The following is a 26,200-nucleotide window of genomic DNA, read 5'->3' as shown; positions in this document are numbered from 1 at the left end:
GTATAGCGCAGGAATAGAAGCGTTTTGAAGGACACCACAGCAAGCCATGCCGCCGCCTGGCGCCAGCAACTGCACTACCGTCTGAAGGAAGGGGCCCTGATTGCGCTCGGCGCACTCTGCCTTTACCTGTGGATGGCGCTGCTCACCTACGATTCCTCCGATCCGGGCTGGAGCCATTCCAGTCACGTCGAGCAGGTGCAGAACGCGGCCGGCCGCCTGGGCGCGCTGAGCGCGGACATCCTGTTCATGGTGCTGGGCTATTTCGCCTACCTGTTCCCGCTGCTGCTGGCGGTGAAGACCTACCAGGTCTTCCGCAAACGCCACGTGGCCTGGGAGTGGAGCGGCTGGCTGTTCTCCTGGCGTCTGATCGGCCTGGTGTTCCTGGTCCTGTCCGGCTCCGCGCTGGCTTACATCCATTTCCACACCAGCGGTGCCCATATGCCGGCCACGGCTGGCGGTGCGCTGGGCGAGAGCCTGGGCCAACTGGGCATCAATGCGCTGAACGTGCAGGGCAGCACGCTGCTGTTCCTGGCGCTGTTCCTGTTTGGCATGACGGTGTTCGCTGACCTGTCCTGGTTCAAGGTGATGGACGTCACCGGCAAGATCACCCTCGACCTCTTCGAATTGATTCATAACGCCACCAACCGCTGGTGGAGCGCCCGCAGCGAGCACAAGCAGCTCGTCGCCCAGCTTCGAGAAGTCGACGAGCGCGTGGCCGAGGTCGCCGCGCCCATCGTTGCCGACCGCCGCGAGCAGGCCAAGGTCAAGGAGCGCCTGATCGAGCGCGAGGAAGCGCTGGTCAAGAGCGTGCAGGAGCGCGAAAAGCGCGTGGCGCCGAAGATCGACGTCCCGCCGCCGCCCACCAAGCCGGCCGAGCCGAGCAAGCGCGTGCTGAAAGAGAAGCAGGCGCCGCTGTTCGTCGATACCGCCGTGGAAGGCACGCTGCCGCCGCTGTCGATCCTCGACCCGGCCTCGGAAAAGAAGCAGAGCTACTCGCCCGAATCCCTGGAGGCCATGTCGCGCCTGCTGGAGATCAAGCTCAAGGAGTTCGGCGTCGAAGTCATCGTCGAGTCCGTGCATCCGGGGCCGGTGATCACCCGTTTCGAAATCCAGCCGGCCGCCGGCGTGAAGGTCAGCCGCATCTCCAACCTGGCCAAGGACCTGGCGCGTTCGCTGGCGGTGATCAGTGTGCGCGTGGTGGAAGTCATCCCCGGCAAGACCACCGTCGGCATCGAGATTCCCAACGAAGACCGGCAGATGGTGCGCTTCTCCGAAGTGCTGATGACGCCGGAATATGACGAGCACAAGTCCACCGTGCCGCTGGCCCTGGGCCACGACATCGGCGGCAACCCGGTCATCACTGACCTGGCGAAGATGCCGCACCTGCTGGTGGCCGGTACCACCGGTTCCGGTAAGTCGGTGGGCGTGAACGCCATGCTGCTGTCGATCCTGTTCAAGTCCACGCCGGAAGAGGCGCGGCTGATCATGATCGACCCGAAGATGCTGGAACTGTCGATCTACGAAGGCATTCCGCACCTGCTCTGCCCGGTGGTCACCGACATGAAGGAGGCTGCCAACGCGCTGCGCTGGAGCGTCGCCGAGATGGAGCGCCGCTACAAGCTGATGGCGGCCATGGGCGTGCGTAACCTCGCGGGCTTCAACCGCAAGGTGAAGGACGCGGAGGAGGCCGGCACCCCGCTGACCGACCCGCTGTACCGCCGCGAGAGCATGGAAGACGAAGCACCGCTGCTGCAGACCCTGCCGACCATCGTGGTGGTGGTCGACGAATTCGCCGACATGATGATGATCGTCGGCAAGAAGGTGGAAGAGCTGATCGCCCGTATCGCCCAGAAGGCGCGTGCGGCGGGCATCCACCTGATCCTGGCGACCCAGCGTCCGTCCGTGGACGTGATCACCGGCCTGATCAAGGCGAACATCCCGACCCGTATTGCCTTCCAGGTCTCCAGCAAGATCGACTCGCGCACCATCCTCGATCAGGGTGGCGCCGAGCAGCTGCTGGGTCATGGCGACATGCTCTACCTGCCGCCGGGCACCGGCCTGCCGATTCGCGTCCATGGCGCTTTCGTTTCCGACGATGAGGTGCACCGCGTTGTCGAGGCCTGGAAGCTGCGTGGCGCGCCGAACTACATCGAGGACATCCTCGCCGGCGCCGAAGAAGGCGGTGGCGGTTCGTTCGAAGGTGGCGGTGGTGGCGAAGGCGGCGAGGGCAGTGAGGACGATCCGCTTTACGACGAAGCCGTGCGCTTCGTGACCGAAAGCCGCCGGGCTTCGATCTCCGCCGTGCAGCGCAAGCTGAAGATCGGCTACAACCGCGCCGCGCGGATGATCGAGGCGATGGAGATGGCCGGTGTGGTCACTCCGATGAATACCAATGGCTCGCGCGAAGTAATGGCGCCGGCCCCGATCCGTGATTGATTCGACTTCGAGGATTTCGATGCGTCTGATCCGCCTGTTGTTCGTTGCTGCGCTGGCTGTTGCCGGCGTCCAGGCCCATGCCGACGAGGCTGCTGCGCAGCGCCTGAGCGGAATGCTCACCAAGGCCCAGACAATGACCGCGCGCTTTTCCCAGCTGACCCTGGACGGCAGCGGCACCCGCCTGCAGGAAACTGCAGGCACCCTGGGCCTGAAACGCCCGGGCCTGTTCCGTTGGCACACCGATGCGCCGAACGAGCAACTGCTGATCTCCAATGGCGAGAAGATCTGGCTGTACGACCCGGACCTGGAGCAGGTGACCATCCAGAAGCTTGATCAGCGCCTGACCCAGACCCCGGCGCTGCTGCTCTCCGGTGACGTGTCGAAGATCGGCCAGAGCTTTGACATCACCGCCAAGGATGGCGGCAACGTGGTCGACTTCACCCTCAAGCCGAAGTCCAAGGACACCCTGTTCGACAGCCTGCGGATTTCTTTCCGCAGTGGTGTGGTGAACGACATGCAACTGATCGACAGCGTCGGCCAGCGCACCAACATCCTGTTCTTCGACGTGAAGATGAACGAGGCGATGGACGCCAAGCAGTTCGTCTTCGAAGTGCCCAAGGGTGTCGACGTCATCCAGGAGTGACCGGTACTGCGTGCGTCAAGTCCCCGGCTTTGAGTGATAAATAGGTAAGACCTTGGATCTGTTCCGCTCCGCCCCCGTTTCCCAGCCCCTGGCCGCGCGCCTGCGCGCGACCAGTCTGGACGAGTACGTCGGCCAGGAGCACCTGCTCGCCCGCGGCAAGCCGCTGCGCGAGGCGCTGGAGCAGGGCGCGCTGCACTCGATGATCTTCTGGGGCCCGCCCGGAGTCGGTAAGACAACCCTGGCGAAGCTGCTGGCCCAGGTTACCGATGCGCATTTCGAGACCATCTCGGCGGTGCTCTCTGGCGTGAAGGAAATCCGCCAGTCGGTGGAAGTGGCCAAGCAGCACGCCGCGCAGTACGGCCGCCGCACCATCCTTTTCGTCGACGAAGTGCACCGCTTCAACAAGAGCCAGCAGGATGCCTTCCTGCCCTATGTGGAAGACGGCACGCTGATTTTCATTGGCGCGACCACCGAGAACCCGTCCTTCGAGCTGAATAACGCGCTGCTCTCCCGCGCCCGCGTCTATGTGCTGAAAAGCCTGGACGAAGCGGCCCTGCGCCGACTGGTCGAGCGTGCGCTGATCGAGGAAAAGGGGCTGGGCAAGCGCAACCTGAGCCTGCCTGACGACAGCTTCGCCATTCTCATGGCCGCTGCCGACGGCGATGGCCGGCGCCTGCTCAACCTGCTGGAGAACGCCTCCGACCTGGCCGAGGACAACGGCGAGATCAGTGCCGAGCTGCTGCAGAACCTGCTGGGCGACTCGCGCCGGCGCTTTGACAAGGGCGGCGAGGCCTTCTACGACCAGATCAGCGCGCTGCACAAGTCGGTGCGCGGTTCCAGTCCGGATGGCGCGCTGTACTGGTATTCGCGCATGCTCGACGGCGGCTGCGATCCGCTGTACATCGCTCGTCGGGTGGTACGCATGGCTAGTGAGGACATCGGTAACGCCGATCCGCGTGCCCTGACCCTGTGCCTGCACGCCTGGGATGTGCAGGAGCGCCTCGGCAGCCCCGAAGGTGAGTTGGCGATTGCGCAGGCTATCGTGTACCTGGCCTGCGCGCCGAAGAGCAATGCCGTCTACAACGCCTACAACACGGCGCGTCGTGACGTGGCGGAGAGCGGCTCGCTGGAAGTGCCGCTGCATCTGCGTAACGCACCGACCAAGCTGATGAAGAACCTGGGCTATGGCGACGAGTACCGCTATGCCCATGATGAGCCGGATGCCTATGCGGCCGGAGAAGACTACTTCCCCGAGTCCATGGAACCGCGCCAGTATTACCAACCCGTGCCGCGCGGGCTCGAACTGAAGATCGGCGAAAAGCTGCGCCATCTGGCCAGCCTCGACAAGGCCAGTTCCCGCCGTCGCAGAAAATCCTGAAGTGGCGCCCGCGAGCGCCGCCTGACACTAGACACGAGAAGACACCATGCTCGATTCCAAACTGGTTCGTACCCAGCCGCAGGAAGTGGCCGAACGCCTGGCCACCCGCGGCTTCACCCTGGACGTGGCGCGCATCGAAGCGCTGGAGAGCCAGCGTAAATCCGTGCAGACCCGCACCGAGACCCTGCAGGCCGAGCGCAACTCGCGGTCCAAGGCCATCGGCCAGGCCATGAAGAATGGTGAAGACGTCGCGCCGCTGAAGGCCGAAGTCAACCGCATGGCCGAGGATCTGGAGTCCGGCAAGCGCGAGCTGGACGCCATCCAGGCCGAGCTCGACAGCCTGCTGCTGAACATCCCGAACCTGCCCCACGAGTCCGTGCCGGTGGGTGCTGATGAGGAAGAGAACGTCGAAGTCCGTCGCTGGGGCACTCCGCGCACCTTCGATTTCGAAATCAAGGACCACGTCGCCCTGGGCGAGCAGCACGGCTGGCTGGACTTCGAGACCGCCGCGCGCCTGTCCGGCGCCCGCTTTGCGCTGATGCGCGGCCCGATCGCCCGCCTGCACCGCGCCCTGGCGCAGTTCATGATCGACCTGCACACCCGCGAACACGGCTACGAAGAGGCCTACACCCCGTACCTGGTGCAGGCTCCGGCGCTGCAAGGCACCGGCCAGCTGCCGAAGTTCGAGGAAGACCTGTTCAAGATCCAGCGCGAAGACGAAGCGGACCTGTATCTGATCCCGACCGCCGAAGTCTCGCTGACCAACATTGTTGCCGGGCAGATCCTCGACGCGAAAGAGCTGCCGATGAAGTTCGTCGCCCACACCCCGTGCTTCCGCAGCGAAGCCGGCGCGTCGGGCCGCGACACCCGCGGCATGATCCGCCAGCATCAGTTCGACAAGGTCGAGATGGTGCAGATCGTCGAGCCTTCCAAGTCCTGGGAAGCCCTGGAAAGCCTGGTCGGCAACGCCGAGAAAGTCCTCCAGGCCCTGGAGCTGCCGTACCGTGCTCTGGCGCTGTGCACCGGCGACATGGGCTTCGGCGCCGCCAAGACCTACGACCTCGAAGTCTGGGTGCCGAGCCAGGACAAATACCGCGAGATTTCCTCCTGCTCCAACTGTGGCGACTTCCAGGCCCGCCGCATGCAGGCGCGCTACCGCAACCCGGAAACCGGCAAGCCGGAGCTGGTGCACACCCTCAACGGCTCGGGCCTGGCCGTGGGCCGTACCCTGGTCGCCGTGCTGGAGAACTACCAGCAGGCCGACGGTTCGATCCGTGTGCCGGAAGTGCTCAAGCCGTACATGGCGGGCATCGAGGTAATCGGCTGAGATGGACTTCCTGCCGCTGTTCCACATCCTGCGCGGACGTCGCGCGCTACTGGTCGGCGGCGGTGATGTCGCACTGCGCAAGGCGCGCCTGCTGAGCGACGCCGGCGCAGTGCTGCGAGTCGTGGCTCCGGAAGTGCATTCGGAGCTGCGTGAGCTGATCGAGGAGGGCGCGGGTGAATTGCTCCTGCGCCCCTACGCGCAGGGCGACCTTCAGGATTGCGTGCTGGTCATCGCCGCCACGGACGATGAGCCGCTCAATGCCCAGGTTTCCCGCGACGCCAACGAACGCGGGGTGCCGGTCAACGTGGTCGATGCGCCGGCCCTGTGCAGTGTGATCTTCCCGGCCATTGTCGACCGCTCGCCACTGGTAGTAGCGGTTTCCAGTGGCGGCGACGCACCGGTGCTTGCGCGCCTGCTGCGCGCCAAGCTGGAGACCTGGATTCCCGCGACCTATGGCCAACTGGCTGGTCTCGCCAGCCGCTTCCGCGAGCGCGTGAAGCAGCGCCTGCCGGATCTTCAGCAGCGCCGGAAATTCTGGGAAGAGGTGTTCCAGGGCCCGATCGCCGAGCGCATGCTCGCCGGCCAGCCGGGCGAAGCCGAGCGCCTGCTGGCGGACAAGCTGGAAGCGCCGCAGGCCGAGTCTCGCGGTGAGGTCTATCTGGTCGGCGCCGGTCCGGGCGATCCCGACCTGCTGACCTTCCGCGCCCTGCGCCTGATGCAGCAGGCCGACGTGGTGCTCTACGACCGCCTCGTTGCGCCGGCCATCCTCGAGTTGTGTCGCCGTGACGCGGACCGGCTCTACGTCGGCAAGCGCCGTGCGGACCACGCCGTGCCGCAGGACGAGATCAATCGTAAGCTGGTCGAGCTGGCCCGGCAGGGCAAGCGTGTGCTGCGCCTGAAGGGCGGCGATCCGTTCATCTTCGGCCGTGGTGGCGAGGAGATCGACGAACTGGCGGCCAATGGCATCCCGTTCCAGGTCGTGCCGGGTATTACGGCGGCCAGCGGTTGCGCGGCCTACGCCGGTATCCCGCTGACTCATCGTGACTATGCGCAGTCCGTGCGCTTCGTGACGGGCCATCTGAAAGACGGTAGCACCGACCTGCCGTGGAACGATCTGGTCGCCCCCGGGCAGACCCTGGTGTTCTACATGGGCCTGGTCGGCTTGCCGGTCATCTGTGAGCAACTGGTGCGTCATGGTCGCTCCGCCGACACGCCGGCGGCGCTCATCCAGCAGGGCACCACGGTGCACCAGCGCGTGTTCACCGGCACCCTGGCGAACCTGCCGGAGCTGGTGGCCGAGCATGAAGTACATGCGCCGACCCTGGTGATTGTCGGGGAAGTGGTGCAGCTGCGTGAGAAGCTGGCGTGGTTCGAGGGGCAGCAGTGAGATCCTTGCGCGTTGCGATCCTGGGTGTCGCGTGTACTCTGGGTTGCTTCGCCTTGCCGGCCCATGCGGCCAGCTTCGACTGCAAGAAGGCCAGGCAGGCTGACGAGAAAGCCATCTGCGCGGATCGCCAGCTGTCCGAGATGGATGTGCAGGTGGCGACGACCTACCGCCTGCTGCGCGGCCTGTTCGCCATGGGCATGCGTGGCAACCTGGGCGACTCCCAGCTTGCCTGGCTGGAGCAGCGCCGCGCCTGCGGCGCCAACAAGGCCTGCCTCAAGCAGCGCTACCAGGAACGTCTGGACGCGCTGCAGAAGGTCTACGACGGTATCGACAAACCGATCTGACTCGGCCCTCCTGTAGGAGCGGACCTTGTTCGCGAATCACGGGCGTAGCCCGCTCCTACAAGAGCGGTGCGCTACTCAGCCCTTGCGCGCGATCCCTTTACCCGGCAGATGGTCCCGCCCGTGCGGTCCGGTGAAGTCCTGCAGCGGGCCGAGCGGCACGACACCGGTCGGGTTGATGGTGCGGTGGCTGGCGTAGTAGTGGTTCTTGATGTGCTGGAAATCCACGGTTCCGGCAACGCCCTCCAGTTGATACAGCTCGCGCAGCCAGCCGGACAGGTTCGGGTAGTCCGCCAGGCGCCGCAGGTTGCACTTGAAGTGGCCGTGGTAGACCGCGTCGAAGCGGACCAGTGTGGTGAACAGACGCACATCGGCTTCGGTCAGGTATTCACCGGCCAGGTAACGCTGCTCGCCCAGGCGCTCTTCCAGCCAGTCCAGCTCGTTGAACAGAGTCTTGAAGGCCTCTTCATAGGCGTCCTGCGTCGTCGCGAAGCCGGCGCGGTACACGCCGTTGTTCACCGCCGGGTAGATGCGCTCGTTCAATTCGTCGATCTGTGCGCGCAGCGGCTCCGGGTAGAGGTCCAGCGGATTGCCGGTGATGCCGTCGAAGGCGCTGTTGAACATGCGGATGATCTCCGCCGATTCGTTGCTGACAATGCGTTGCTCGTGCTTGTCCCACAGCACCGGCACGGTCACGCGGCCGGTGTAGTTCGCATCGTCCCTGGTGTAGCGCTGATGGAGGAAGGTCAGGCCGTCGAGCTTGTCGCCCGTGGAGCCAAGGGCCCTGTCGAAGGTCCAGCCGTTTTCCAGCATCAGCCAGCTGACCACCGAAACGTCGATCAGTGACTCGAGGCCCTTGAGCTGGCGGTAGATCAGCGTGCGGTGGGCCCAGGGGCAGGCCAGTGAAACGTAGAGGTGATAGCGGCCGGCTTCAGCGCGGAAGCCGCCTTCGCCGGTGGGGCCGGGTTGGCCGTCGGCAGTAACCCAGTTGCGGCGCTGCGCGTTCTCGCGCTGGAAGCGGCCGTCCTTGCTGGTGTCATACCACTGGTCATGCCAGCGGCCATCGATCAACTGTCCCATCTCATTGCTCCAGAACACGGGGAAGATGGGACCAGTCTATCGGCTGCGGCTCGATTGTTTAGCGCAAAAACAGGATTCCAAGTATCGATTAAATCGATTTATCCCGCGCAGCCCAGCGCCTATCGGCTTCCGCGAAGGCTTCGTCGCGTTGCAATCCCATGGCGCGCAGGGCGAGTGCCATGGTCGCGCGGACGGCCAGTTCGCCGTAGGCGTCTTCGGCTTCGCCGCGCCAGAAGGCGGCCAGGTGGGTCGGGTCCAGTGTTTCCGGCTTCACGTGGCGCAGCGGCGACAGCGCCGGCCACTCTTCGTCCCAGGCTTCGCCGTCGCGGCAACCATAGAGGTGGGAGGTGGCGTCGGGGTTCATCTCGATCTCGCCGCCTTCGCCCTTGATGACGATGGCATAGTCGCCGAGCAGGCGGCTGCCCTCACGGTGCACCTCCTGGTAGCCAGGATGGAAGATGCTCTGCAGGACGCAGGTTGCGCCCAGCGGGTTGAGCAGGCGCACGGCCGAGTGCATGGGGGAGCGCAGGCCGAGGGTGTTGCGCAGGTCGATCATGCGCTGCAGGCGCGGCATCCAGTCGACCAGCGGGGCGAAGGCGATGCCTTTGGCGTCCAGGGCTGCGCTGACGGAATTCCAGTCACGGCACAGCGGCAGGCCGAGCTGTTCCAGAAGCTGTTCGCTGTAGACCCGGCCGGCGGTATGCGCACCGCCGCCATGCAGCAGGATACGGGTGCCGCTGCCACCCAGGCACTTGGCGGCCAGCAGGTACCAGGGTAGGTGACGCTTCTTGCCGGCGTAGCTGGGCCAGTCGAGGTCCACGGTGATCTTCGGCGCCTGCAGGCGGGAGCGCGCGGCTTCGGTGAAGCCGGCGAGTTCCTCGGCGCTTTCCTCCTTGTGCCGCAGCAGCATCAGGAAGGCACCCAGCTGGGCTTCCTCGACTTTGTCGTCAAGGATCATGCCAAGGGCTTCGCGGGCCTCCTCGCGGGTCAGGCCGCGCGCGCCGCGCTTGCCTTTGCCCAGGATGCGGACGAACTGGGCGAAGGGGTGTTCGGCGGGTGTCTGCAGGACGAGCGGGGAGGCGGTCATAGGCAATTGGTCGGCTTCGGCAGGCCGGCGAGCTTGGCGGCAAGCTTGGCCGGTGTGCCCTTGAACAGGAGGTTGAGGTGCAGGCTGCTGCCCTTTTCCGCGCCCAGCTTCTGGGCGGCGTACTTGATCAGCGGACGGTTGGCCGGCGAGAGCTGGAACTCGCCGTAGAACTCGCGCAGCAGCAGGAGGATTTCCCAATGCTCGGGAGTCAGGTGGATGCCCTCGTTGTGCGCCAGGGCCTCGGCGGCGACGACGCTCCAGTCGTTGAGGTCGACGAGATAGCCGTCCTTGTCCAGCGGCAGGGCTTGGCCGTTGATCAGTAGAGTGCTCATAGCCAGGCGTTCACCTTGTCGAAACGAGTGCAGAGTTCGACGAAGCCGGGGTAATCGACGGCAACGACGTGGGCGGGTGCATCGTCCATGCCGCGGGCCTGAAGGTCTTCCTGCAAGGCGAATAATGCGTTGCCAGTGGGTAGCGCCTGGAGCATCTGTGCAGGTTTGCTGCCGGGTCGCAGCGCGTAGGTGGCATCGCCGCTCAGCAGGATGCCGTCGTCTGCCCCCAGCAGGTGCAGGCAACTGTCGAATCGGCCGTCATTGAACGGGGAGTGCGAGAGCAGGTGGAGAGTAGCCATCAGATCGTGATCACCTGGTCGTGGGTTTGCAGCAGGTTGCGCAGCGCGGCATCGCCCAGCGCCTGGGCGGGCAGTGTCAGGCTGGCGCCGTCCAGGCCGCGTTCGGCTAGGCTGCGGCTGCTGGTATAGAGCGCTTCCACGCCGAACAGCGGCAGGGCTTGCAGATTGGCCTGCAGGTCCTTCTGTTCGACCGTGCTCGGGCGCTGGTCGGGGGCGAGCTGGAACACGCCGTCATCGAGGAAGAGCATCGCGATCGGCAGGTCGAAGGCGCCGCCGGCCAGGGCGATATCCAGCGCCTCGCGGGCGGCGGGGCCGGCCCAGGGCGCCTGACGGCTGATGATCAGCAGGGACTTGGCCATCAGTTGCCTCCAAAGCAGACCAGGCGGTCCGCCAGTTGCGCTGCTTCATGCAGCTGGCCGAGGCCGGAAAGCTCCCAGGGCGCCTGCAGGTTCGCGGCGGGACGGGAATAGCGGTTGGCTTCTTCCGGATTGAGCACGCCCCGGCGCAGCGCGGCGGCAATGCAGACCACTCCGTCCAACTGGTGATCGGCGACGAAGCGCGTCCAGGCGGCGGCGACGTCCAGTTCATCCTGGCTGGTGACGGTGTTCGCCGAGGCGCTATGCACGCCGTCCTGATAGAAGAACAGCCGGGTGATTTCATGGCCGCCAGCCAATGCAGCCTCGGCGAAGCGCAGGGCGCGTCGGGCTGCCGGCGAGTGCGGCGGAGAGAAGAGGGCGATGACGAACTTCATGGAGCAGGCCTGATCGGCGAATTTTCGCTGGATGATACGGCGCTATGCAGATGTTTGCCGCGCCGAAAATGAAAAAAGCCCGTCGAGACGGGCTTTTTCCTGGGAGGCGCGAGGATCAATCGTCGCTGCCCATGATGCCGAAGATCTGCAACAGGCTGATGAACAGGTTGTAGATCGACACGTACAGGCTGATGGTGGCCATGATGTAGTTGCGCTCGCCACCCTGGATGATTGCACTGGTCTGGAACAGGATCATCGCCGAGGAGAACAGCACGAAGCCGGCGCTGATGGCCAGTTGCAGGCCGCTGATCTGGAAGAAGAACGAGACCAGCACGGCGCCCAGCAGCACAAAGAAGCCCGCGGTGATGAAGCCGGACAGGAAGCTCATGTCCTTGCGGGTGGTCAGTACGTAGGCGGACAGGCCGAAGAACACCAGGGCGGTCATGAAGAAGGCCGAGGAGATAATGCTCGCGCCGTTGGCCATGCCCAGGTACATGTTCAGGATCGGGCCGAGGGTGTAACCCATGAAGCCGGTGAGGGCGAAGGTGCTGACCAGGCCCCAGGCGCTGTTACGCAGCTTCACGGTGAGGAAGAACAGGCCGTAGAAGCCCAGCAGCACCACGAAGAAGCTGGGGTAGGGCAGACGCATCTGCTGCGACGCGAAGGCTACCAGGCCGCTAAAGGCCAGAGTCAGGGCCAGCAGGCCATAGGTGTTGCGCAGGACGCCGCTGACCTCTTTCTGCTCCACGGCTGTGGAGTCGAGATATTGCCGTTCTTGCATGTCGAGACACTCCTGTTAAGCGGGATACGGATCCATGACCGTAGTGGTACTCATCATAACAGAGGGAAAAGCGTGCTGAATCATCAGAGTTTGACAGTGTGTTGCGATCCGGTAATATTGCCGCCCGCTCATGTGGAAGCGTGGCCGAGTGGTTTAAGGCAACGGTCTTGAAAACCGTCGACGGGCAACTGTCCTAGAGTTCGAATCTCTACGCTTCCGCCACTATTGCAACGTTGAAAGCCCCGCAATGCGGGGCTTTCGCGTTTCTGGCGACGATGCTTCGCATTAGGGTTTCTCTCCAATTGCGCATCGCGCTCATGGCAATTGCATTGCACAAGTTGAACAGCATCAGAAAAGCCGGTCATCCCGATAGATGATTCTGTAGGACGTTGATCCGCTCAGTTAAACTTCAAGTACCACCCTCCGGAAACCCTGAATGAACCAAGTCGAAGATCTCGAGCGGCAGATGCGCGAAGCGCTGGGCGTTGCTCCGAAGAAAGAGAAAACCACTCGGGAAGTCAGTAACCCCATGCGGGGCTATCTGATTATTCTCAGTGTGCGTGCAGAAGGTGGGCCCGCGTTTCGCTTCGAGCATCGTTCACGCTCGCTGAGTCGCACCGAGGCGATCCTCGAGGCGGAAAAGGCGGCGCGCGCCGCAGGCTACAAGCCGTGGGCCCTGTTGGATGCCGTCGAAGCCTGAGTTCCACCTGTATTGCAGTCGATCCTTCCTGCAGAGAGTTCCCGGCACGGCCGTCCTAGACGGCCCGGCGGGCATCTGTCAGCATTTATCCCGCCTGCGCTGCATTTCTCTGGCGCTTGCATTTTGGCGAACCGCTTCCAAGCTAGGTCGTAGAGCCGCTTTCTGTTAAGGTTCGGCAATTGTTCGGGGTCTCTTTTCGGGGGCTCGCCATTCCATTCTGCTCAAGGGGTGCTGCGTGATTAAGGTGCTGGTGGTCGATGATCACGATCTGGTGCGCACCGGAATTACCCGCATGCTGGCTGATATCGACGGCCTGCAGGTCGTCGGGCAGGCCGACTCCGGCGAGCGCGGATTGCAGCTGGCTCGCGAGCTCAAGCCCGATGTTGTGCTGATGGACGTGAAGATGCCCGGCATCGGCGGCCTGGAAGCCACCCGAAAACTGCTGCGCAGCCAGCCCGACGTGCGCGTCGTGGTAGTGACGGTGTGCGAAGAGGACCCGTTCCCGACTCGCCTGATGCAGGCTGGCGCCGCCGGCTATCTCACCAAGGGCGCGGCCCTGGACGAGATGGTCCAGGCGATTCGCCAGGTATTTGCCGGCCAGCGTTATATCAGCCCGCAGATTGCCCAGAACCTGGCGCTGAAATCCTTCGAGCCGGAAAGAAATGCATCGCCATTCGACACCCTGTCCGAGCGCGAGATTCAGATTGCGCTGATGATTGCCAACTGCCACAAGGTACAGAGCATCTCGGACAAGCTGTGCCTCTCGCCCAAGACCGTGAATACCTACCGCTACCGGATCTTCGAGAAACTCTCGATCACCAGTGACGTCGAGCTGGCTTTGCTGGCTGTCCGGCACGGCATGGTCGACGCCAGCAACTGATCATGGCGCAATCGTTCGATTCGGCGGCTTTCCTGGCCACCTGCAGCGGGCGGCCGGGCGTTTATCGCATGTTCGACGCTGAGGCCAAGCTGCTGTATGTCGGCAAGGCGAAGGACCTCAAGAAGCGTCTCTCCAGTTATTTCCGCAAGTCAGGCCTGGCGCCGAAGACGGCCGCCCTAGTGGCGAAGATCGCCCAGGTCGAGACGACCATCACCGCCAACGAGACCGAGGCGCTGCTGCTCGAGCAGAATCTGATCAAAGAGTGGCGGCCGCCTTACAACATCCTGCTGCGCGACGATAAGTCGTACCCGTACGTCTTCCTGTCGAGTGAGGACCCTTTCCCGCGCCTGACCATTCACCGTGGTGCAAAGAAGGCCAAAGGGCGTTACTTCGGTCCCTACCCGAGCGCTGGCGCCATCCGCGAAAGCCTTGCGCTGCTGCAGAAGGCCTTCTTCGTGCGCCAGTGCGAGGACAGCTACTACCGCAACCGCACGCGCCCGTGCCTGCAGTACCAGATCAAGCGCTGCAAGGCTCCTTGTGTCGGGCTGGTGAGCGAGGAGGAGTACGCCGAAGACGTGCGCCACTCGATCATGTTCCTCGAAGGGCGCAGCAATGTGCTAGCCGAAGAACTGTCCACCGGCATGGAGCAGGCGGCGATGCGCCTGGACTTCGAGAAGGCGGCGGAGCTGCGCGACCAGGTGCAGATCCTGCGCCGCGTGCAGGACCAGCAGAGCATGGAGTTCGGCACGGGCAACGTCGATGTGGTGGCGGCCATCGTCAATCCTGGCGGCGCCTGCGTGCACCTGATCAGTGTGCGCGGCGGGCGGGTGCTGGGTAGCAAGAACTTCTTCCCGCAGGTAGCGATCGAGGAGGAGGTGGGCGACGTCCTGCTGGCCTTCCTCGGGCAGTACTACCTCAGCCATCACGAACGCGATCTGCCGAACGAGTTGATCGTCAACGCGGTGCATGAAGACTTCCCGATCCTGGCTTCGGCCATCGAGGAGTCCCGTGGCCGCCTGCTGGAAATCACCCCGCGGGTCCGCGGCACTCGCGCGCGTTGGCAACAGCTGGCGGTGACCAATGCCGAACAGGCGCTCGCCGCCCGCCTCGCGAATCGCCAGCACATGGCCGCGCGTTTCGATGCGCTGGGTGAGGCGCTGGATTTGCCTGAGCCGCCGCAGCGGCTCGAATGCTTCGACATCAGTCATTCCAGTGGCGAGGCGACCGTGGCCTCCTGTGTGGTCTTTGGTCCGGAAGGTGCGCTGAAGTCGGACTATCGCCGCTTCAATATCGAAGGTATCACCGGCGGCGACGATTACGCCGCCATGCACCAGGCGCTGACGCGCCGCTTCAGCCGCCTGAAGGAAGGCGAGGGCAAGATGCCCGACATTCTTCTGGTGGACGGCGGCAAAGGCCAGCTGGCGATGGCCCAGGAAGTGCTCCAGGAACTGGCAGTAGTGGGGCTGACTTTGCTCGGTGTTGCCAAGGGCGTTACCCGCAAGCCCGGTCTGGAGACGCTGTACCTCAATGACGCCGAACATGAATTCACATTGCCCGCCGACTCGCCCGCGCTGCACCTGATCCAGCAGATCCGCGACGAGGCGCACCGCTTTGCGATTACTGGCCACCGTGCTCGGCGCGGCAAGGCTCGTCGCACCTCCACATTAGAAGACGTTGCCGGCGTCGGGCCCAAGCGCCGTCGTGACCTGCTCAAGCATTTCGGCGGGTTGCAGGAGCTGGGCAGAGCCAGTATCGATGAAATTGCCAAAGCCCCCGGTATCAGCAAAAAGCTGGCAGAGCAGATTTATGCTGCACTGCACAGCGAGTAGAATGCCGGCTCAACTCGCAGACCTTCCGACCCGATGAATATCCCGAACCTGCTCACACTGCTCCGCGTTCTGCTCATTCCGATCTTCATCCTGCTGTTCTATCTCCCGTTCCCGGCCAGCCACCTGGCTGCCAGCTCCGTATTCGCCCTGGCTGCCGCCACTGACTGGCTGGATGGCTACCTGGCGCGTCGGCTGGGGCAGAGCACGCCTTTCGGCGCCTTCCTCGACCCGGTGGCGGACAAGCTGATGGTCGCCACCGCACTGGTGCTGCTGGTGGAAGAGCATGCGAACCTGTGGCTGACGCTGCCAGCTGCCATCATCATTGGTCGCGAGATCGTGGTCTCGGCACTGCGCGAGTGGATGGCAGAGATCGGGGCGAGGGCGCATGTCGCCGTTTCCAGTCTGGGCAAGTGGAAGACCGCGGCGCAGATGCTGGCGCTGGTCATCCTCCTGGCCAATCTGCCACTGATGACTTTCTGGGTGCTGGTTGGTTATGCGCTGCTGATCGTTGCCGCGATTCTCACGCTGTGGTCGATGCTGCACTATCTGGTGGCGGCATGGCCGCACCTGAATACGAGCCCGAAAGAGAAATAAGTATTTTTGAATCAAGGAGTTGACAGGCATTTCCAAATCGTTAGAATGGCGCCCGTCAACACGACAACGCGGGAATAGCTCAGTTGGTAGAGCACGACCTTGCCAAGGTCGGGGTCGCGAGTTCGAGTCTCGTTTCCCGCTCCAGATTTTGATGATTCGCCTTGATTCATCCGTGTTATGGCTGAGTAGCAGAGTGGTTATGCACCGGATTGCAAATCCGTGAACGCCGGTTCGATTCCGACCTCAGCCTCCAATAGAAAAGCCCTGTAAATCCAAGATTTACAGGGCTTTTTCTTTACTAGCCCGCTGCAGGGATTGCGAGTTTCAGCAACTTGCGCAGGGGGAGTGGGGCTGTATATAGTCCAGCCCTTTCCGGGCTTGCACCTGGAGACACTGCAACGCGCTGCCGCCCGGATGGCGAAATCGGTAGACGCAGGAGACTTAAAATCTCTCGCCCTTTGGGCGTGCCGGTTCGATTCCGGCTCCGGGCACCATCTTCCTCTTTCCCGATTCGTTGCAGACTGCATACCTGAATCGAGGCGAGTGATCCAAACAATAGAAACCCGGCCAAGGCCGGGTTTTTTATTGCTCGCCCATTCAGGCTCCAATATTGGCTATCGAGCGTAGCTTCGCACCGGCCTTGACGATGCGGCGCTGGCGCAGCGGCTCGGCTGTCTCGTAGAAGTTCTGCAGCGGGACCTCTTCCTTGAAGTGGTCGGCATCATGCTCCTTCAGCGGGCCATATTCTGTCGCCAGGTCGCGGCGAATACGGCCTACCAGGCTGGTCAGCAGTTCTTCATTACGTTGCTCTTCCAGGCGCACCACGCGACAGGCGATGTGTTCGCCCGCATTCTTGCTCAGCGTCATGATCAGATTGCCGTCCGGTCGAGCCGTGAAGCTCACTTCGAAATCGGAGAAGACCTGGCAGAGGTATTGGGCGGCAGGCAGGCGGTCGATTGGCATGGTGTCGTCCTCGGCAGTGAATGGGCGGTTCCTTCCCTTTTCATTGCAGGGTGCATACCAATCTGGTGAAAATAAAAAATCCTTTAAAATCATCTATTTGCAAGAATTCTCCGTCTCGCTTGCCATGCAGCTTGCATGGCAAGGTGAAAATGCCATGGCATTTTGCACGACCGATGATTTCAGTGCGGGATAGGCTGGTGTCGCGAGGAGTCGGCTTTCGCTTTGTGCTTGGGCTTCTGCAAGCGGGCCCGGCGCATTGGTACGCGAAGGATGGCCCACAGCGTAACCACTGCCAGCAGGACCCAGCCGAAAATCATGAGCGTGACGAACGTGCCTGGATTCATATCGATATCCTCACCCCTCCTAAGGGTAGTCCACCGCCATCGGTGCGCTGTCCTTTCGGTTGAGCGGCATTTCTTCCTGGAGGTTCCATTCAATAGCTTGTCGGACTGACGCGCATCTGTTATCTGTATGTATATACAGTATTTGGAGCAGGGTCATGCAGCAAGCCATTCTGGAAGTTCATGATGTGGTGCAGCCTGGCGGAGTGGCCGCTGCTACGTCTCTTCATACCTACATAGTCCGCGCATGTGGCGAAGGCATGACGCAGGCGGGCATTCACGACTCCGACCTGCTGCTGGTCGACCGCTCGGAGCTGGCGGCTCCGGGCGAGATCGTGGTGGCGGCGCTCAACGGTGAGGCGCTGATCCGTCGCTTGGCCATTGTCGACGGTTCGTTCGCGCTGCAGGCAGCGAGCGATGGATATCCGACGCTGAAGGTCGAGGAGGGCGATGAACTCTCAATATGGGGAGTAGTGCGTCAGCGGCTTTCCGGAAGCGACGTTGCGCAGGGCGCCAGGGCATAGACTTGCTGCGGGATGAAGTAGGATGCTGACCATTTGCCAGTAACTTCGAGAACTAAATCAGGCCCTTGATGGTCAGATGCGCGTGCCACGAGTTTCGCAAGTCCTCACAAGAGTCGTGCAGCTTGCAATCCGGGGCATTGTAAGGCGGGCGCAGCCTGATTAGACTGCGCGCAACTCGCACCCCTGTCCCTCTCGAAGGACTCCCATGATCAAGAAATGTCTGTTCCCGGCCGCCGGCTACGGTACCCGCTTCCTCCCGGCCACCAAGGCCATGCCCAAGGAAATGCTGCCGGTGGTGAACAAGCCGCTGATTCAGTACGCCGTTGAAGAGGCACTGGAAGCCGGTCTCGGTGAAATCGGTATTGTCACTGGCCGCGGCAAGCGCTCCCTCGAAGACCACTTCGATATCAGCTACGAGCTGGAGCACCAGATTCGCAACACCGACAAGGAAAAGTACCTGGTCGGTATTCGTCGCCTGATCGACGAATGCACCTTCTCCTACACCCGTCAGGTCGAGATGAAAGGCCTGGGTCACGCGATCCTGACCGGCCGCCCGCTGATCGGTGACGAACCCTTCGCCGTCGTGCTGGCGGACGACCTGTGCCTGAACCTCGAAGGTGACAGCGTCCTCAAGCAGATGGTCAAGCTGTACAACCAGTTCCGCTGCTCCATCGTGGCGATCCAGGAAGTGCCGCCGGAGGAGACCAACAAGTACGGCGTGATCGCTGGCGAGATGATCCGCGACGACATCTACCGCGTGAACACCATGGTCGAGAAGCCGAAGCCCGAAGACGCCCCGTCGAACCTGGCGATCATCGGTCGCTACATCCTGACTCCGGACATCTTCGACCTGATCGAACAGACCGAGCCGGGCAAGGGCGGTGAAATCCAGATCACCGACGCCCTGATGAAGCAGGCCCAGGACGGTTGCGTGCTGGCCTACAAGTTCAAGGGCAAGCGTTTCGACTGCGGTAGCGCCGAGGGTTACATCGAGGCGACCAACTTCTGCTACGAAAACCTCTACAAGACCGGCAAGGCCTGGTAATCCCGGACCTTTCCGTTCTTCGAGAAAGCCACCTTCGGGTGGCTTTTTCTTTTTCCAGCCTACATCGAGCGTGGAATCGGCATCGCTTCCGAGCCCGAGCCGAGCGGCTGGCCGTAGCTGAACTCGACGTAGTTGCCGGCCGGGTCGCGCAGGCCGCAGTAATAGCCTACGGGGTAGGGTTCTTCCCGTGGCGCCCAGATCAGGCAGCCGGCAGTCTCGGCATCCCTGGCGACGCGGTCGACCTCATCGCGGGCGTCCAAGGCGAAGCCGAAGTGGCTGTAATCATCGCTTGCCAGGTGGCGTTCCTGGCCGCCGGGCATGATGACGAAAATGAAGCTGTGCTCCTTGCCCGGCTCCGCCATCCAGACGATGCGCGAGCCCTTGCCTTCGCGCTCGTGGATGACACGCATGCCGCAGAATCGCTCGTAGAACGCAACGCAGGCTTCCAGGTCGGGCACGTGCAGGGCCAGGTGGGTCAGGGTCGGGCGCATGGCAATACCTCCTTCGGGACCGGCAGTTGGCAGGATAGGTCAGGCGCCATGAGGTATGCTGCCCGACATATCCAAGCGGAGAACCATGATGTCTTTCGATTTTGACCTGTTCGTCATCGGTGCGGGTTCCGGCGGTGTGCGCGCCGCGCGCTTCGCTGCTGGCTTTGGCGCCAAGGTGGCCGTGGCGGAAAGCCGCTACCTGGGCGGCACCTGCGTCAATGTCGGTTGCGTGCCGAAGAAGCTGCTGGTGTACGGGGCGCACTTCCATGAGGACTTCGAACAGGCCGCCGGATTTGGCTGGACCCTGGGCGAAGCGAACTTCGACTGGAAGACCCTGATCGCCAACAAGAATCGCGAAATCCACCGGCTCAATGGCATCTACCGCAATCTGCTGGTGAACAGTGGCGTCTCCCTGCTGGAAGGCCATGCAACGCTGCGGGACGCGCACACCGTGGAAGTCGACGGGCAGCGATTCAGTGCCAAGCACATCCTCATCGCTACCGGCGGCTGGCCGCTGGTGCCGGACATTCCCGGCAAGGAACACGCGATCACCTCCAACGAAGCCTTCTTCCTCGAGTCGCTGCCGCGCCGGGTGCTGGTGGTCGGCGGCGGTTACATTGCGGTCGAGTTTGCCGGCATCTTCCATGGCCTTGGCGCGCAGACTTCGCTGCTGTACCGCAAGGAGCTGTTCCTGCGTGGCTTTGACCGCAGCGTGCGTGAGCACCTGCGCGATGAGCTGACAAGGAAGGGTCTGGACCTGCAATTCAACAGCGATATCGCGCGCATCGACAAGCAGGCCGATGGCACCCTGGCCGCCACCCTCAAGGACGGTCGTGTGCTGGAGGCGGATTGCGTGTTCTACGCCACTGGCCGCAGGCCGCAGCTGGACAATCTGGGCCTGGAGAACGTCTCCGTGGAGCTGGACGACCGCGGCTACGTGAGAGTGGATGAGGCTTATGGCACCAGCGAGCCGTCGATCCACGCCATTGGCGATGTGATCGGCCGCGTGCAACTGACCCCCGTAGCGCTGGCCGAGGGCATGGCGCTGGCGCGCAAGCTGTTCCGCCCGGACGAGTACCGCCCGGTGGACTACAAGTTGATCCCCACCGCGGTATTCAGCCTGCCGAACATTGGCACCGTTGGCCTCACCGAGGACGAAGCGCGCAGCGCCGGGCACAAGGTGAAAGTCTTCGAGAGCCGCTTCCGGCCGATGAAGCTGACGCTCACCGAAAGCCAGGAACGGACGCTGATGAAGCTGATCGTCGATGCCGACAGCGACAAGGTGCTGGGCTGCCACATGGTGGGCCCGGATGCCGGGGAGATGCTCCAGGGCATCGCCATTGCGCTGAAGGCTGGGGCGACCAAGCGGGTATTCGACGAAACCATCGGCATCCACCCGACGGCCGCCGAGGAATTCGTCACCATGCGCACGCCAGTCGGCGCCTGACGGCGAGGGTTGCAACAAAAAAGCCGGTGCAGATGCACCGGCTTTTTTGTGGGCGTCAGACCGTCAATTACTGCGTTCCAGCGAGGCGTGGCCGTCCTCCTGGCGCTGCGCGTAGCGCTGGGCGAGCACGGCGCAGACCATCAGCTGGATCTGGTGGAACAGCATCAGCGGCAGCAGGATCACGCCGACCGTGCTGCTGGCGAACAGCACCGAGGCCATGGGCACGCCGGTGGCCAGGCTCTTCTTCGAGCCGCAGAAGACGATGGTGATGCGGTCTTCCAGGGAGAAGCCCAGGTAACGGCCGAGCAGGTTGGTGGCGATCAGCGCCAGGGCCAGCAGTACGCAGCAGGCGACCACTAGGCCGGCCAGGGCAGGCAGCGGGATCTGGTGCCAGAGGCCCTGGATCACGGCGGCACTGAAGGCGGTGTAGACCACCAGCAGGATCGAGCCCTGGTCGACGTACTTCAGCACCGGCTTGTTGCGCTCGACCCAGGCGCCGATCCAGGTGCGCAGCAGTTGGCCTGCCACGAAGGGCACCAGCAGTTGCAGGGTGATCTTGCCGATGGCGTCGAGGGTCGAGATACCGGTGTCGCCGTGGGCGCCGATCAGCAATTGCACCAGCAGTGGCGTCAGGAACACGCCCATCAGGCTGGAGGCCGAGGCGCTGCAGATCGCGGCGGGCACGTTGCCGCGCGCCAGTGAGGTGAAGGCGATGGACGACTGCACGGTGGCGGGCAGGGCGCACAGGTAGAGCATGCCCAGGTACAGGTCCGGGGTCACCAGCGGTGACAGTACAGGCTTGAGCGCCATGCCGAGGATCGGGAAGAGGATGAAGGTGCAGGCGAACACCAGCAGGTGCAGGCGCCAGTGGGTGGCGCCGGCGATGATCGCCTGGCGCGACAGCTTCGCACCGTGGAGGAAGAACAGCAGCGCGATGCCCAGGTTGGTGATCCAGCCAAAGATCACGGCAGCGGTGCCTTCGCAGGGCAGCAGGCTGGCAACGGTCACGGTGGCGATCAGTGCCAGGGTGAAGTTGTCGGGGAGCAGGCGTGGGCGAGCCATGGGCACATCTCTCATCGTTGTTGTGTGTGAAGGACCGCTAGGGTCAGGTTCGCACTCTAAGCCCGGGAGGATGTGCCGGCTAACGCCAGAAAGCCAGCTTATGTCGCTGAAAGGACAGTTTCCGCACCCTGTATGTGCAGATCGACGGAGCACACGCTGACCATGCCGCGCATGCGCTGCGCGATGACCTCGGCACGGTAGCGCGGCAGGGTGTTGACCCGCAGGGCGATGTCCATCCAGTCCTCCCGGCGCGAGGATTCGACCTCGGCCGGGACATGCCCCTGGAGCGCGAACTGGTTCAGCAGGCGGCAGAGGATGTCGGCATCGATCTCGGCGCGGATCAGGTAGCGCACGTCGGCGGCCGCTTCGGTGGGGACCGGGCGGTCCTGTTGATCCAGGGAGTATTCGACGAGATGGAGTGCGGGGAGCGTCATGTCGGCTGGCCGATGCAGGAGAAGTGAGGACTATTCTGCGGCCCGTACCGGGGATTTATTTGCCTGTTTTTGGCTATGATGCGGGAATCTATGCATTAATTATTCTCTGAATTTATCTAAGAAGAATCATCTATGCCTATTTCACTGGATGCCCATGACCGCAAGATTCTCGCCCTGCTGCAGGAGGAGGCCACTCTTTCCACGGCGGAGATCGCCGAGCGCATCGGCCTGTCCCAGTCACCATGTTGGCGGCGGATTCAGCGGCTGAAGGAGGAAGGGGTGATCCGCAAGCAGGTGACGCTGCTGGATCGCAAGAAGATCGGCCTGAACACCCAGATATTCGCCCAGGTGAAGCTCAACGCCCACGGGCGCAATCACCTGACGGACTTCGCGCAGGCCATGGAGGCGTTTCCCGAGGTGCTGGAGTGCCATGTCCTGATGGGGGCTGTGGACTTCATGCTGCGCATCGTCACGGAGGATGTGGAGGCGTACGAGCGCTTCTTCTTCGAGCGGCTGTCCCAGGTGCCGGGGGTGCAGGAGATCAACTCCATCGTGGCGCTTTCGGAGATCAAGTCCACCACTACGCTGCCACTGCCGCGCGGCTGAAGGGCGCCGGGGAGGCCGGCGCCGAGAGCCGTCAGACGCCGCCCAGGTAGTCCATCTTGCCGACTTCCACGCCGTTGTGGCGGAGGATGTCGTAGGCCGTGGTGATGTGGAAATAGAAGTTCGGGTTGACGAAGCCCAGCAGGAAGTCCGAGCCCTTGAAGCTGACTTCGCGGGTGCGCAGCTTCAGCTCGATGGTGCGGTTTTCGGCGCCTTCGAACTGCTCGGGCCTGAGGGTCTTGAGGAACTCGATGGTCCTGGCGATGCGCGCCTGCAGCTCGTCGAAGGTGGTTTCGTCATCGGCATAGCTCGGCACGTCGACGCCGGCCAGGCGCGCGCCGGCGCCCTTGGCGGAGTCCGAGGCAATCTGCACCTGGCGCGCCAGGGCGAACATGTCCGGGGCGAGGCGGGCGTTGATCAGGACGGAAGGATCGATGGACTTGGCCTGTGCGTGCTCGGCAGCCTTGGTGAGGATCACCGAGAGGTTGCCGAGCATGCGGATGAAGACGGGAACGGAAGCCTGGTAGATCGAGAAGGACATGCTGCGTACTCCAGACAGATAAAGGTGGGGCTCGTCACGCTGGACGGCTGTCGGAGTCTACTGCTGGCGCTTGCGCCTGTCGCCAGGCTTCAGCGCCTGGCCACCTTCGGCGCGGGACAGCGGTCGGTCTCGATCGGGCCGACGTAGGGGTTGCCCCAGCCCATCACGCAGCCAACCATCTGGTTGCGCTGACGCTCCCAGGCTTCCACCGGGTATTGCTTGCTCCAGGCGGTGAACAGCAGGCGGTCCTGGTTGGACAGCCTCAGGCCGTAGCGGTCGCTCATGTAGAAGTAGGTGCGGGCGATCATGCCGCGAATCTGCGCGCGGGGCATGGCCTTGCGCGCCTTGAAGTCCACCACCATCGGGCAGGCGCCGTACTGCGAGGGCTTCTGCTGCAGCCAGCCGAAGCTGAAGTTGTTCCGATCTCCGTTCACTTCGCCGATGCTCGGCACCAGGTTGTGCAGGTCGGCCTCGGCCTTCTGGTACACCCGGTCATTGCGCGAGCAGTTCTTGCGCCCGCCGCTCTGCCAGCACTGGCGCTGATGGCCGATCACCCAGGCGGGGACGATGTGTTCCCACTCAATGCGCGAAGCCCGGTTGGCATTCTTGCGCGGGGTATAGCCGCAGCTCTTCAGGTCGACCTTGGTGCCGTTGTAGCGGCAGCCGCAATAGAACTCCACCGACTGGCGGGCGTACAGCTTGCGCCCGACCTTCTTGGCTTCCTCGAAGGTGCGCGGGGCGGCGGCGGAGGCGACGGTGGGGATGGCGAGGATCAGCAGCAGGGTCAGGCAGCGTCCGAACATGAGGCGTTCCTTACGAAAGTCGCTGCATCTTACTGATTGAGAAAGAAATGCCAATCGTGGCAATGGAATGGCAAGGGGCGGTTTGCCCGGATGGAGGCGTTGATTGGGTCGTCGCGCCATGGAGCCGCTGGGAACGCTTCGCAACAGGCCTCCATTACCTCTTGTGAAGGTTGAGGATATCTCATTATGTGATTGTTTTTAAATGGAAAAATATTCTATAAAAAGCTTTAAAAGTCGGCGCTATCCGTTTGTTTAAACAAGGGCTTAGGGAGTCCTACGGGCCGTGGTGCCATGCAGCACCCTGAGGAGGCCATTTCCTAAAGTTAGCGTGATAAGTGTGTTTTAAGTTATTGACCTATAAGGATTTATATTGAGTTTGCGCATTGCCATGAACTGAGCGGCGAGGCTTGGTAAGCTGGAGCCTTTCCATCATTCGGGAGATCGCCATGATCGGTCCCAGAATCCTCGGGGCCATCGCCTGTTGTGCCCTGGCGCTACCCGTCTACGCGCAGCAGTTTTCCACGCAGGAAAGGCAGTCCCAGCAGAACTACCAGGGGCAGTCGCAATGGCAGCAATCGCCGCCAGTGATCCAGCGCATCTACATCAGCCCGGGTGCGAGCGGCAGCGTGGAGAGTTCTTCCAGCTGGCAGCGCAATGACGGTTATGGTGGTGCGCAGGTGCCGCGCAGCTACGGCGAGACGCGCTCGGGCACGGTGATCATCGACCAGGGCAGCGGTGGCATCCGGCAGAGCATCGAATACCCCAACGGCGCGGTCTATCCGCGCGGCAACGGCTATTACCAGCAGCAGTAAGTCGGATCAGTCGATCAGGTCGTCGCGGGTCAGACGGGATTTGCGCAGGCCGCCGTGGCTGTAGAAAAGCCCGGTATCGCCGCGCCAGTGGAAGAGTGTGGCGAGGAACGCGGAGCTGACCCGGCCCACATCCCAGCTACGGAGTTTGCGGTAGGCCCAGAGCCAGCTGTCGTCGGAGGAAGAGTCGCTCATGGAATCGTCCTTGATTCGGCAAGCGGGAAAAGTGCATGGGACATTAGTGCGCCGGGTGGGCCTTCGCAAGTCGCTGCTCCCGCAACCGCGACCTGCGAAAAAGCCCGCGCGCTCAGGCGGTGCTGACCGCCTTCGATTCCTCGACGTACTCCTTCAGCCAGCGCAGGACTTCCACGGCGTCCCAGCGACTGGGATCGAACATGGCGTAGGCCTGGCCCTGGTAGCCCACCACATCCAGCGGCCGGTGATAGCCGGCGCGCTGCATCAGGGCCTCGATTTCCGCGAAGCACACGTTGAAGTGGGTGCGGCTGAAGGGCGTCTTGCCCTCTGTGACCAACCCCTCCAGCAGCAGTTCCGACACGGCCTCGCTCACTTCCTCGATGGCCATGTGGTTCACGGTGTATTTCAGCTGATGGATGCTCACCATCGCTTGCTCCTCAATGGGGTTCTGGCCCATGCCCTGTGATTCGAGGTGATCGACGTAGCCAATGGACTGTGGCCTTTCGTCGAGGTTTAAAAAATTTTCGCAAAATACTGTATGCATGAACAGTATTTTCTCCTAGTATCCCTCTCGCGGTCTGACAGAAACCCTGAAGTGCCCGCCGCCACTGGCTTGGCGGGCACTCTTCGAAGAACAGGAGCGATGGCGATGCTGCAGAAACTGATGCTTTGCGCAGGTGTGGCGATGCTGGCGGGTTGTGCCCAGCCCCAGGCGGACGTCCCGCGCGCCAATGGCGCCTACCTCATTATCGAGGGCAAGGAGGCCTGGGCCGTGCTGGTGGCCGACGGCAAGCGCATCGAGGAGCGCGGCACGGTGCGCGACGCCATCCGTCTGCCGAAGGAGCGCTCGACCATCGCTGCCAGCTATGTGATCGACACGCCCAACTGTGGCCGCCTGCAATGGCTGACCGAAGGCGAGGGCGACTCCACCGTGCGCCTGTCCTCGCGGGGCGCAGCGGATGATCTGTCGAGCTGCCAGATCAGTGATGGGCTCAGCCGCGTCTGGACCGCGCTGGACTATTCGAGCTGAGCGCCACTCTCCAGAGCATGCGATCTCCAACAAAATGTTTCGGCTGACCTTTGCTTCACGTTTTTTT

At 62.9% G+C, this 26,200-nt stretch carries 31 protein-coding genes and 4 tRNA genes; 20 read left to right on the top strand and 15 right to left on the bottom strand.

The window, feature by feature from the left end:
- The first annotated feature begins 24 nt into the window (after positions 1-24).
- The 6 genes from ftsK to ABKS89_RS16775 are packed head-to-tail and all read left to right on the top strand — an operon-like array spanning position 25 to position 7,515.
- Complete coding sequence (gene ftsK / locus ABKS89_RS16800) at positions 25-2,436, top strand: DNA translocase FtsK (protein ID WP_138215508.1); 2,412 nt, start codon at positions 25-27, stop codon at positions 2,434-2,436.
- 19 nt (positions 2,437-2,455) lie between these two features.
- Entirely contained in the window at positions 2,456-3,079 is a 624-nt protein-coding gene (gene lolA / locus ABKS89_RS16795) for an outer membrane lipoprotein periplasmic chaperone LolA (protein WP_045214800.1), read from the top strand.
- 52 nt (positions 3,080-3,131) lie between these two features.
- Positions 3,132-4,457: a replication-associated recombination protein A gene (locus tag ABKS89_RS16790; protein ID WP_348586187.1), complete on the top strand. Its 1,326-nt coding sequence runs from the start codon at positions 3,132-3,134 to the stop codon at positions 4,455-4,457.
- A 46-nt stretch (positions 4,458-4,503) separates the two neighbouring features.
- Positions 4,504-5,784, top strand: a complete 1,281-nt coding sequence (gene serS / locus ABKS89_RS16785; RefSeq protein WP_348586186.1) for a serine--tRNA ligase — start codon at positions 4,504-4,506, stop codon at positions 5,782-5,784.
- 1 nt (position 5,785) lies between these two features.
- Positions 5,786-7,171: a siroheme synthase CysG gene (cysG, locus tag ABKS89_RS16780; RefSeq protein WP_348586185.1), complete on the top strand. Its 1,386-nt coding sequence runs from the start codon at positions 5,786-5,788 to the stop codon at positions 7,169-7,171.
- Between the two features lie 5 nt (positions 7,172-7,176).
- Positions 7,177-7,515 carry a lysozyme inhibitor LprI family protein gene (locus tag ABKS89_RS16775; RefSeq protein ID WP_518300945.1) on the top strand — a complete coding sequence of 113 codons (339 nt, stop codon included), beginning with the start codon at positions 7,177-7,179 and terminating at the stop codon, positions 7,513-7,515.
- A 75-nt stretch (positions 7,516-7,590) separates the two neighbouring features.
- Here ABKS89_RS16775 and ABKS89_RS16770 read toward each other — a convergent pair whose 3' ends face one another.
- The 7 genes from ABKS89_RS16770 to ABKS89_RS16740 form a co-directional block, all read right to left on the bottom strand.
- Entirely contained in the window at positions 7,591-8,592 is a 1,002-nt protein-coding gene (locus ABKS89_RS16770; RefSeq protein ID WP_348586183.1) for a glutathione S-transferase family protein, read from the bottom strand.
- Between the two features lie 88 nt (positions 8,593-8,680).
- Positions 8,681-9,679, bottom strand: coding sequence for a glycosyl transferase family protein (locus tag ABKS89_RS16765; RefSeq protein WP_348586182.1), 999 nt, complete (start codon positions 9,677-9,679; stop codon positions 8,681-8,683).
- Complete coding sequence (locus ABKS89_RS16760; protein ID WP_348586181.1) at positions 9,676-10,011, bottom strand: TusE/DsrC/DsvC family sulfur relay protein; 336 nt, start codon at positions 10,009-10,011, stop codon at positions 9,676-9,678. The genes ABKS89_RS16765 and ABKS89_RS16760 overlap by 4 nt, the downstream gene beginning before the upstream one ends.
- On the bottom strand, positions 10,008-10,310 hold the full coding sequence (gene tusB / locus ABKS89_RS16755; RefSeq protein WP_348586180.1) for a sulfurtransferase complex subunit TusB: 303 nt from the start codon (positions 10,308-10,310) through the stop codon (positions 10,008-10,010). Before tusB ends, ABKS89_RS16760 begins: the two co-directional genes overlap by 4 nt.
- Entirely contained in the window at positions 10,310-10,669 is a 360-nt protein-coding gene (gene tusC, locus ABKS89_RS16750; RefSeq protein ID WP_348586179.1) for a sulfurtransferase complex subunit TusC, read from the bottom strand. Before tusC ends, tusB begins: the two co-directional genes overlap by 1 nt.
- Positions 10,669-11,061 (bottom strand): sulfurtransferase complex subunit TusD, encoded by a 393-nt coding sequence (tusD, locus tag ABKS89_RS16745; protein ID WP_138215517.1) that lies wholly within the window; start codon positions 11,059-11,061, stop codon positions 10,669-10,671. Before tusD ends, tusC begins: the two co-directional genes overlap by 1 nt.
- Before the next feature lie 115 nt (positions 11,062-11,176).
- On the bottom strand, positions 11,177-11,842 hold the full coding sequence (locus ABKS89_RS16740; protein ID WP_045214826.1) for a Bax inhibitor-1/YccA family protein: 666 nt from the start codon (positions 11,840-11,842) through the stop codon (positions 11,177-11,179).
- A 134-nt stretch (positions 11,843-11,976) separates the two neighbouring features.
- Between ABKS89_RS16740 and ABKS89_RS16735 the strand changes: the two genes are divergently transcribed.
- From ABKS89_RS16735 to ABKS89_RS16700, 8 genes are all read left to right on the top strand, one after another.
- Positions 11,977-12,064: transfer RNA gene (locus ABKS89_RS16735), tRNA-Ser, on the top strand.
- Between the two features lie 214 nt (positions 12,065-12,278).
- Positions 12,279-12,542 (top strand): hypothetical protein, encoded by a 264-nt coding sequence (locus ABKS89_RS16730; RefSeq protein WP_348586178.1) that lies wholly within the window; start codon positions 12,279-12,281, stop codon positions 12,540-12,542.
- Positions 12,543-12,777: 235 nt separating this feature from the next.
- Positions 12,778-13,422: a response regulator transcription factor GacA gene (gene gacA, locus ABKS89_RS16725; protein ID WP_017517075.1), complete on the top strand. Its 645-nt coding sequence runs from the start codon at positions 12,778-12,780 to the stop codon at positions 13,420-13,422.
- Positions 13,423-13,424: 2 nt separating this feature from the next.
- Positions 13,425-15,251 (top strand): excinuclease ABC subunit UvrC, encoded by a 1,827-nt coding sequence (gene uvrC / locus ABKS89_RS16720; protein ID WP_348586177.1) that lies wholly within the window; start codon positions 13,425-13,427, stop codon positions 15,249-15,251.
- A gap of 33 nt (positions 15,252-15,284) precedes the next feature.
- Positions 15,285-15,845 (top strand): CDP-diacylglycerol--glycerol-3-phosphate 3-phosphatidyltransferase, encoded by a 561-nt coding sequence (gene pgsA / locus ABKS89_RS16715; RefSeq protein ID WP_348586176.1) that lies wholly within the window; start codon positions 15,285-15,287, stop codon positions 15,843-15,845.
- Between the two features lie 68 nt (positions 15,846-15,913).
- Positions 15,914-15,989 (top strand) — tRNA-Gly (locus tag ABKS89_RS16710).
- A 35-nt stretch (positions 15,990-16,024) separates the two neighbouring features.
- Positions 16,025-16,098, top strand: a tRNA-Cys gene (locus tag ABKS89_RS16705).
- Positions 16,099-16,253: 155 nt separating this feature from the next.
- Positions 16,254-16,339, top strand: a tRNA-Leu gene (locus ABKS89_RS16700).
- 103 nt (positions 16,340-16,442) lie between these two features.
- Here the strand turns inward: ABKS89_RS16700 and ABKS89_RS16695 are convergent.
- Positions 16,443-16,808 (bottom strand): DUF3509 domain-containing protein, encoded by a 366-nt coding sequence (locus ABKS89_RS16695; protein WP_171039440.1) that lies wholly within the window; start codon positions 16,806-16,808, stop codon positions 16,443-16,445.
- A 499-nt stretch (positions 16,809-17,307) separates the two neighbouring features.
- Between ABKS89_RS16695 and ABKS89_RS16690 the strand changes: the two genes are divergently transcribed.
- Together ABKS89_RS16690 and galU are read left to right on the top strand one after the other, a co-directional pair.
- The gene (locus tag ABKS89_RS16690) at positions 17,308-17,673 is read left to right on the top strand and encodes a LexA family protein (RefSeq protein ID WP_138215536.1); all 366 of its coding nucleotides are present in this window, start codon (positions 17,308-17,310) and stop codon (positions 17,671-17,673) included.
- Positions 17,674-17,878: 205 nt separating this feature from the next.
- Complete coding sequence (galU, locus tag ABKS89_RS16685; protein ID WP_138215537.1) at positions 17,879-18,718, top strand: UTP--glucose-1-phosphate uridylyltransferase GalU; 840 nt, start codon at positions 17,879-17,881, stop codon at positions 18,716-18,718.
- A 59-nt stretch (positions 18,719-18,777) separates the two neighbouring features.
- Here galU and ABKS89_RS16680 read toward each other — a convergent pair whose 3' ends face one another.
- A complete protein-coding gene (locus ABKS89_RS16680) occupies positions 18,778-19,209 on the bottom strand; it encodes a VOC family protein (RefSeq protein WP_348586175.1) in 432 nt (143 codons plus the stop codon).
- An 88-nt stretch (positions 19,210-19,297) separates the two neighbouring features.
- Between ABKS89_RS16680 and gorA the strand changes: the two genes are divergently transcribed.
- Positions 19,298-20,656 carry a glutathione-disulfide reductase gene (gorA, locus tag ABKS89_RS16675; RefSeq protein WP_348586174.1) on the top strand — a complete coding sequence of 453 codons (1,359 nt, stop codon included), beginning with the start codon at positions 19,298-19,300 and terminating at the stop codon, positions 20,654-20,656.
- A gap of 63 nt (positions 20,657-20,719) precedes the next feature.
- On the opposite strand, the gene ABKS89_RS16670 is transcribed toward gorA, so the two are convergent.
- Both ABKS89_RS16670 and ABKS89_RS16665 read right to left on the bottom strand, forming a co-directional pair.
- Positions 20,720-21,718, bottom strand: coding sequence for a bile acid:sodium symporter family protein (locus ABKS89_RS16670; protein WP_138215540.1), 999 nt, complete (start codon positions 21,716-21,718; stop codon positions 20,720-20,722).
- A gap of 98 nt (positions 21,719-21,816) precedes the next feature.
- Positions 21,817-22,152, bottom strand: coding sequence for an ACT-like domain-containing protein (locus ABKS89_RS16665; RefSeq protein ID WP_348586173.1), 336 nt, complete (start codon positions 22,150-22,152; stop codon positions 21,817-21,819).
- 132 nt (positions 22,153-22,284) lie between these two features.
- On the opposite strand from ABKS89_RS16665, the gene ABKS89_RS16660 reads away from it, so the two are divergent.
- Complete coding sequence (locus ABKS89_RS16660) at positions 22,285-22,758, top strand: Lrp/AsnC family transcriptional regulator (protein ID WP_138215542.1); 474 nt, start codon at positions 22,285-22,287, stop codon at positions 22,756-22,758.
- A 31-nt stretch (positions 22,759-22,789) separates the two neighbouring features.
- Here the strand turns inward: ABKS89_RS16660 and ABKS89_RS16655 are convergent, their stop codons facing one another.
- Together ABKS89_RS16655 and ABKS89_RS16650 are read right to left on the bottom strand one after the other, a co-directional pair.
- Positions 22,790-23,296, bottom strand: a complete 507-nt coding sequence (locus ABKS89_RS16655) for a DUF1993 domain-containing protein (RefSeq protein ID WP_138215543.1) — start codon at positions 23,294-23,296, stop codon at positions 22,790-22,792.
- A gap of 89 nt (positions 23,297-23,385) precedes the next feature.
- Positions 23,386-24,099 (bottom strand): endonuclease, encoded by a 714-nt coding sequence (locus tag ABKS89_RS16650; protein ID WP_348586172.1) that lies wholly within the window; start codon positions 24,097-24,099, stop codon positions 23,386-23,388.
- Between the two features lie 446 nt (positions 24,100-24,545).
- On the opposite strand from ABKS89_RS16650, the gene ABKS89_RS16645 reads away from it, so the two are divergent.
- Complete coding sequence (locus ABKS89_RS16645) at positions 24,546-24,911, top strand: hypothetical protein (protein ID WP_348586171.1); 366 nt, start codon at positions 24,546-24,548, stop codon at positions 24,909-24,911.
- 6 nt (positions 24,912-24,917) lie between these two features.
- On the opposite strand, the gene ABKS89_RS16640 is transcribed toward ABKS89_RS16645, so the two are convergent.
- Both ABKS89_RS16640 and ABKS89_RS16635 read right to left on the bottom strand, forming a co-directional pair.
- Positions 24,918-25,103: a hypothetical protein gene (locus ABKS89_RS16640; protein ID WP_045217600.1), complete on the bottom strand. Its 186-nt coding sequence runs from the start codon at positions 25,101-25,103 to the stop codon at positions 24,918-24,920.
- A 112-nt stretch (positions 25,104-25,215) separates the two neighbouring features.
- Entirely contained in the window at positions 25,216-25,530 is a 315-nt protein-coding gene (locus ABKS89_RS16635; RefSeq protein ID WP_045217597.1) for a hypothetical protein, read from the bottom strand.
- 222 nt (positions 25,531-25,752) lie between these two features.
- Between ABKS89_RS16635 and ABKS89_RS16630 the strand changes: the two genes are divergently transcribed.
- Entirely contained in the window at positions 25,753-26,133 is a 381-nt protein-coding gene (locus tag ABKS89_RS16630; RefSeq protein WP_138215546.1) for a hypothetical protein, read from the top strand.
- The last annotated feature ends 67 nt before the right edge of the window (positions 26,134-26,200 follow it).

Source organism: Pseudomonas sp. LABIM340, assembly GCF_040017195.2.
In the GTDB taxonomy this organism is placed as follows: Bacteria; Pseudomonadota; Gammaproteobacteria; order Pseudomonadales; family Pseudomonadaceae; genus Pseudomonas.
This window is presented reverse-complemented; position numbering and strand designations above follow the sequence as displayed.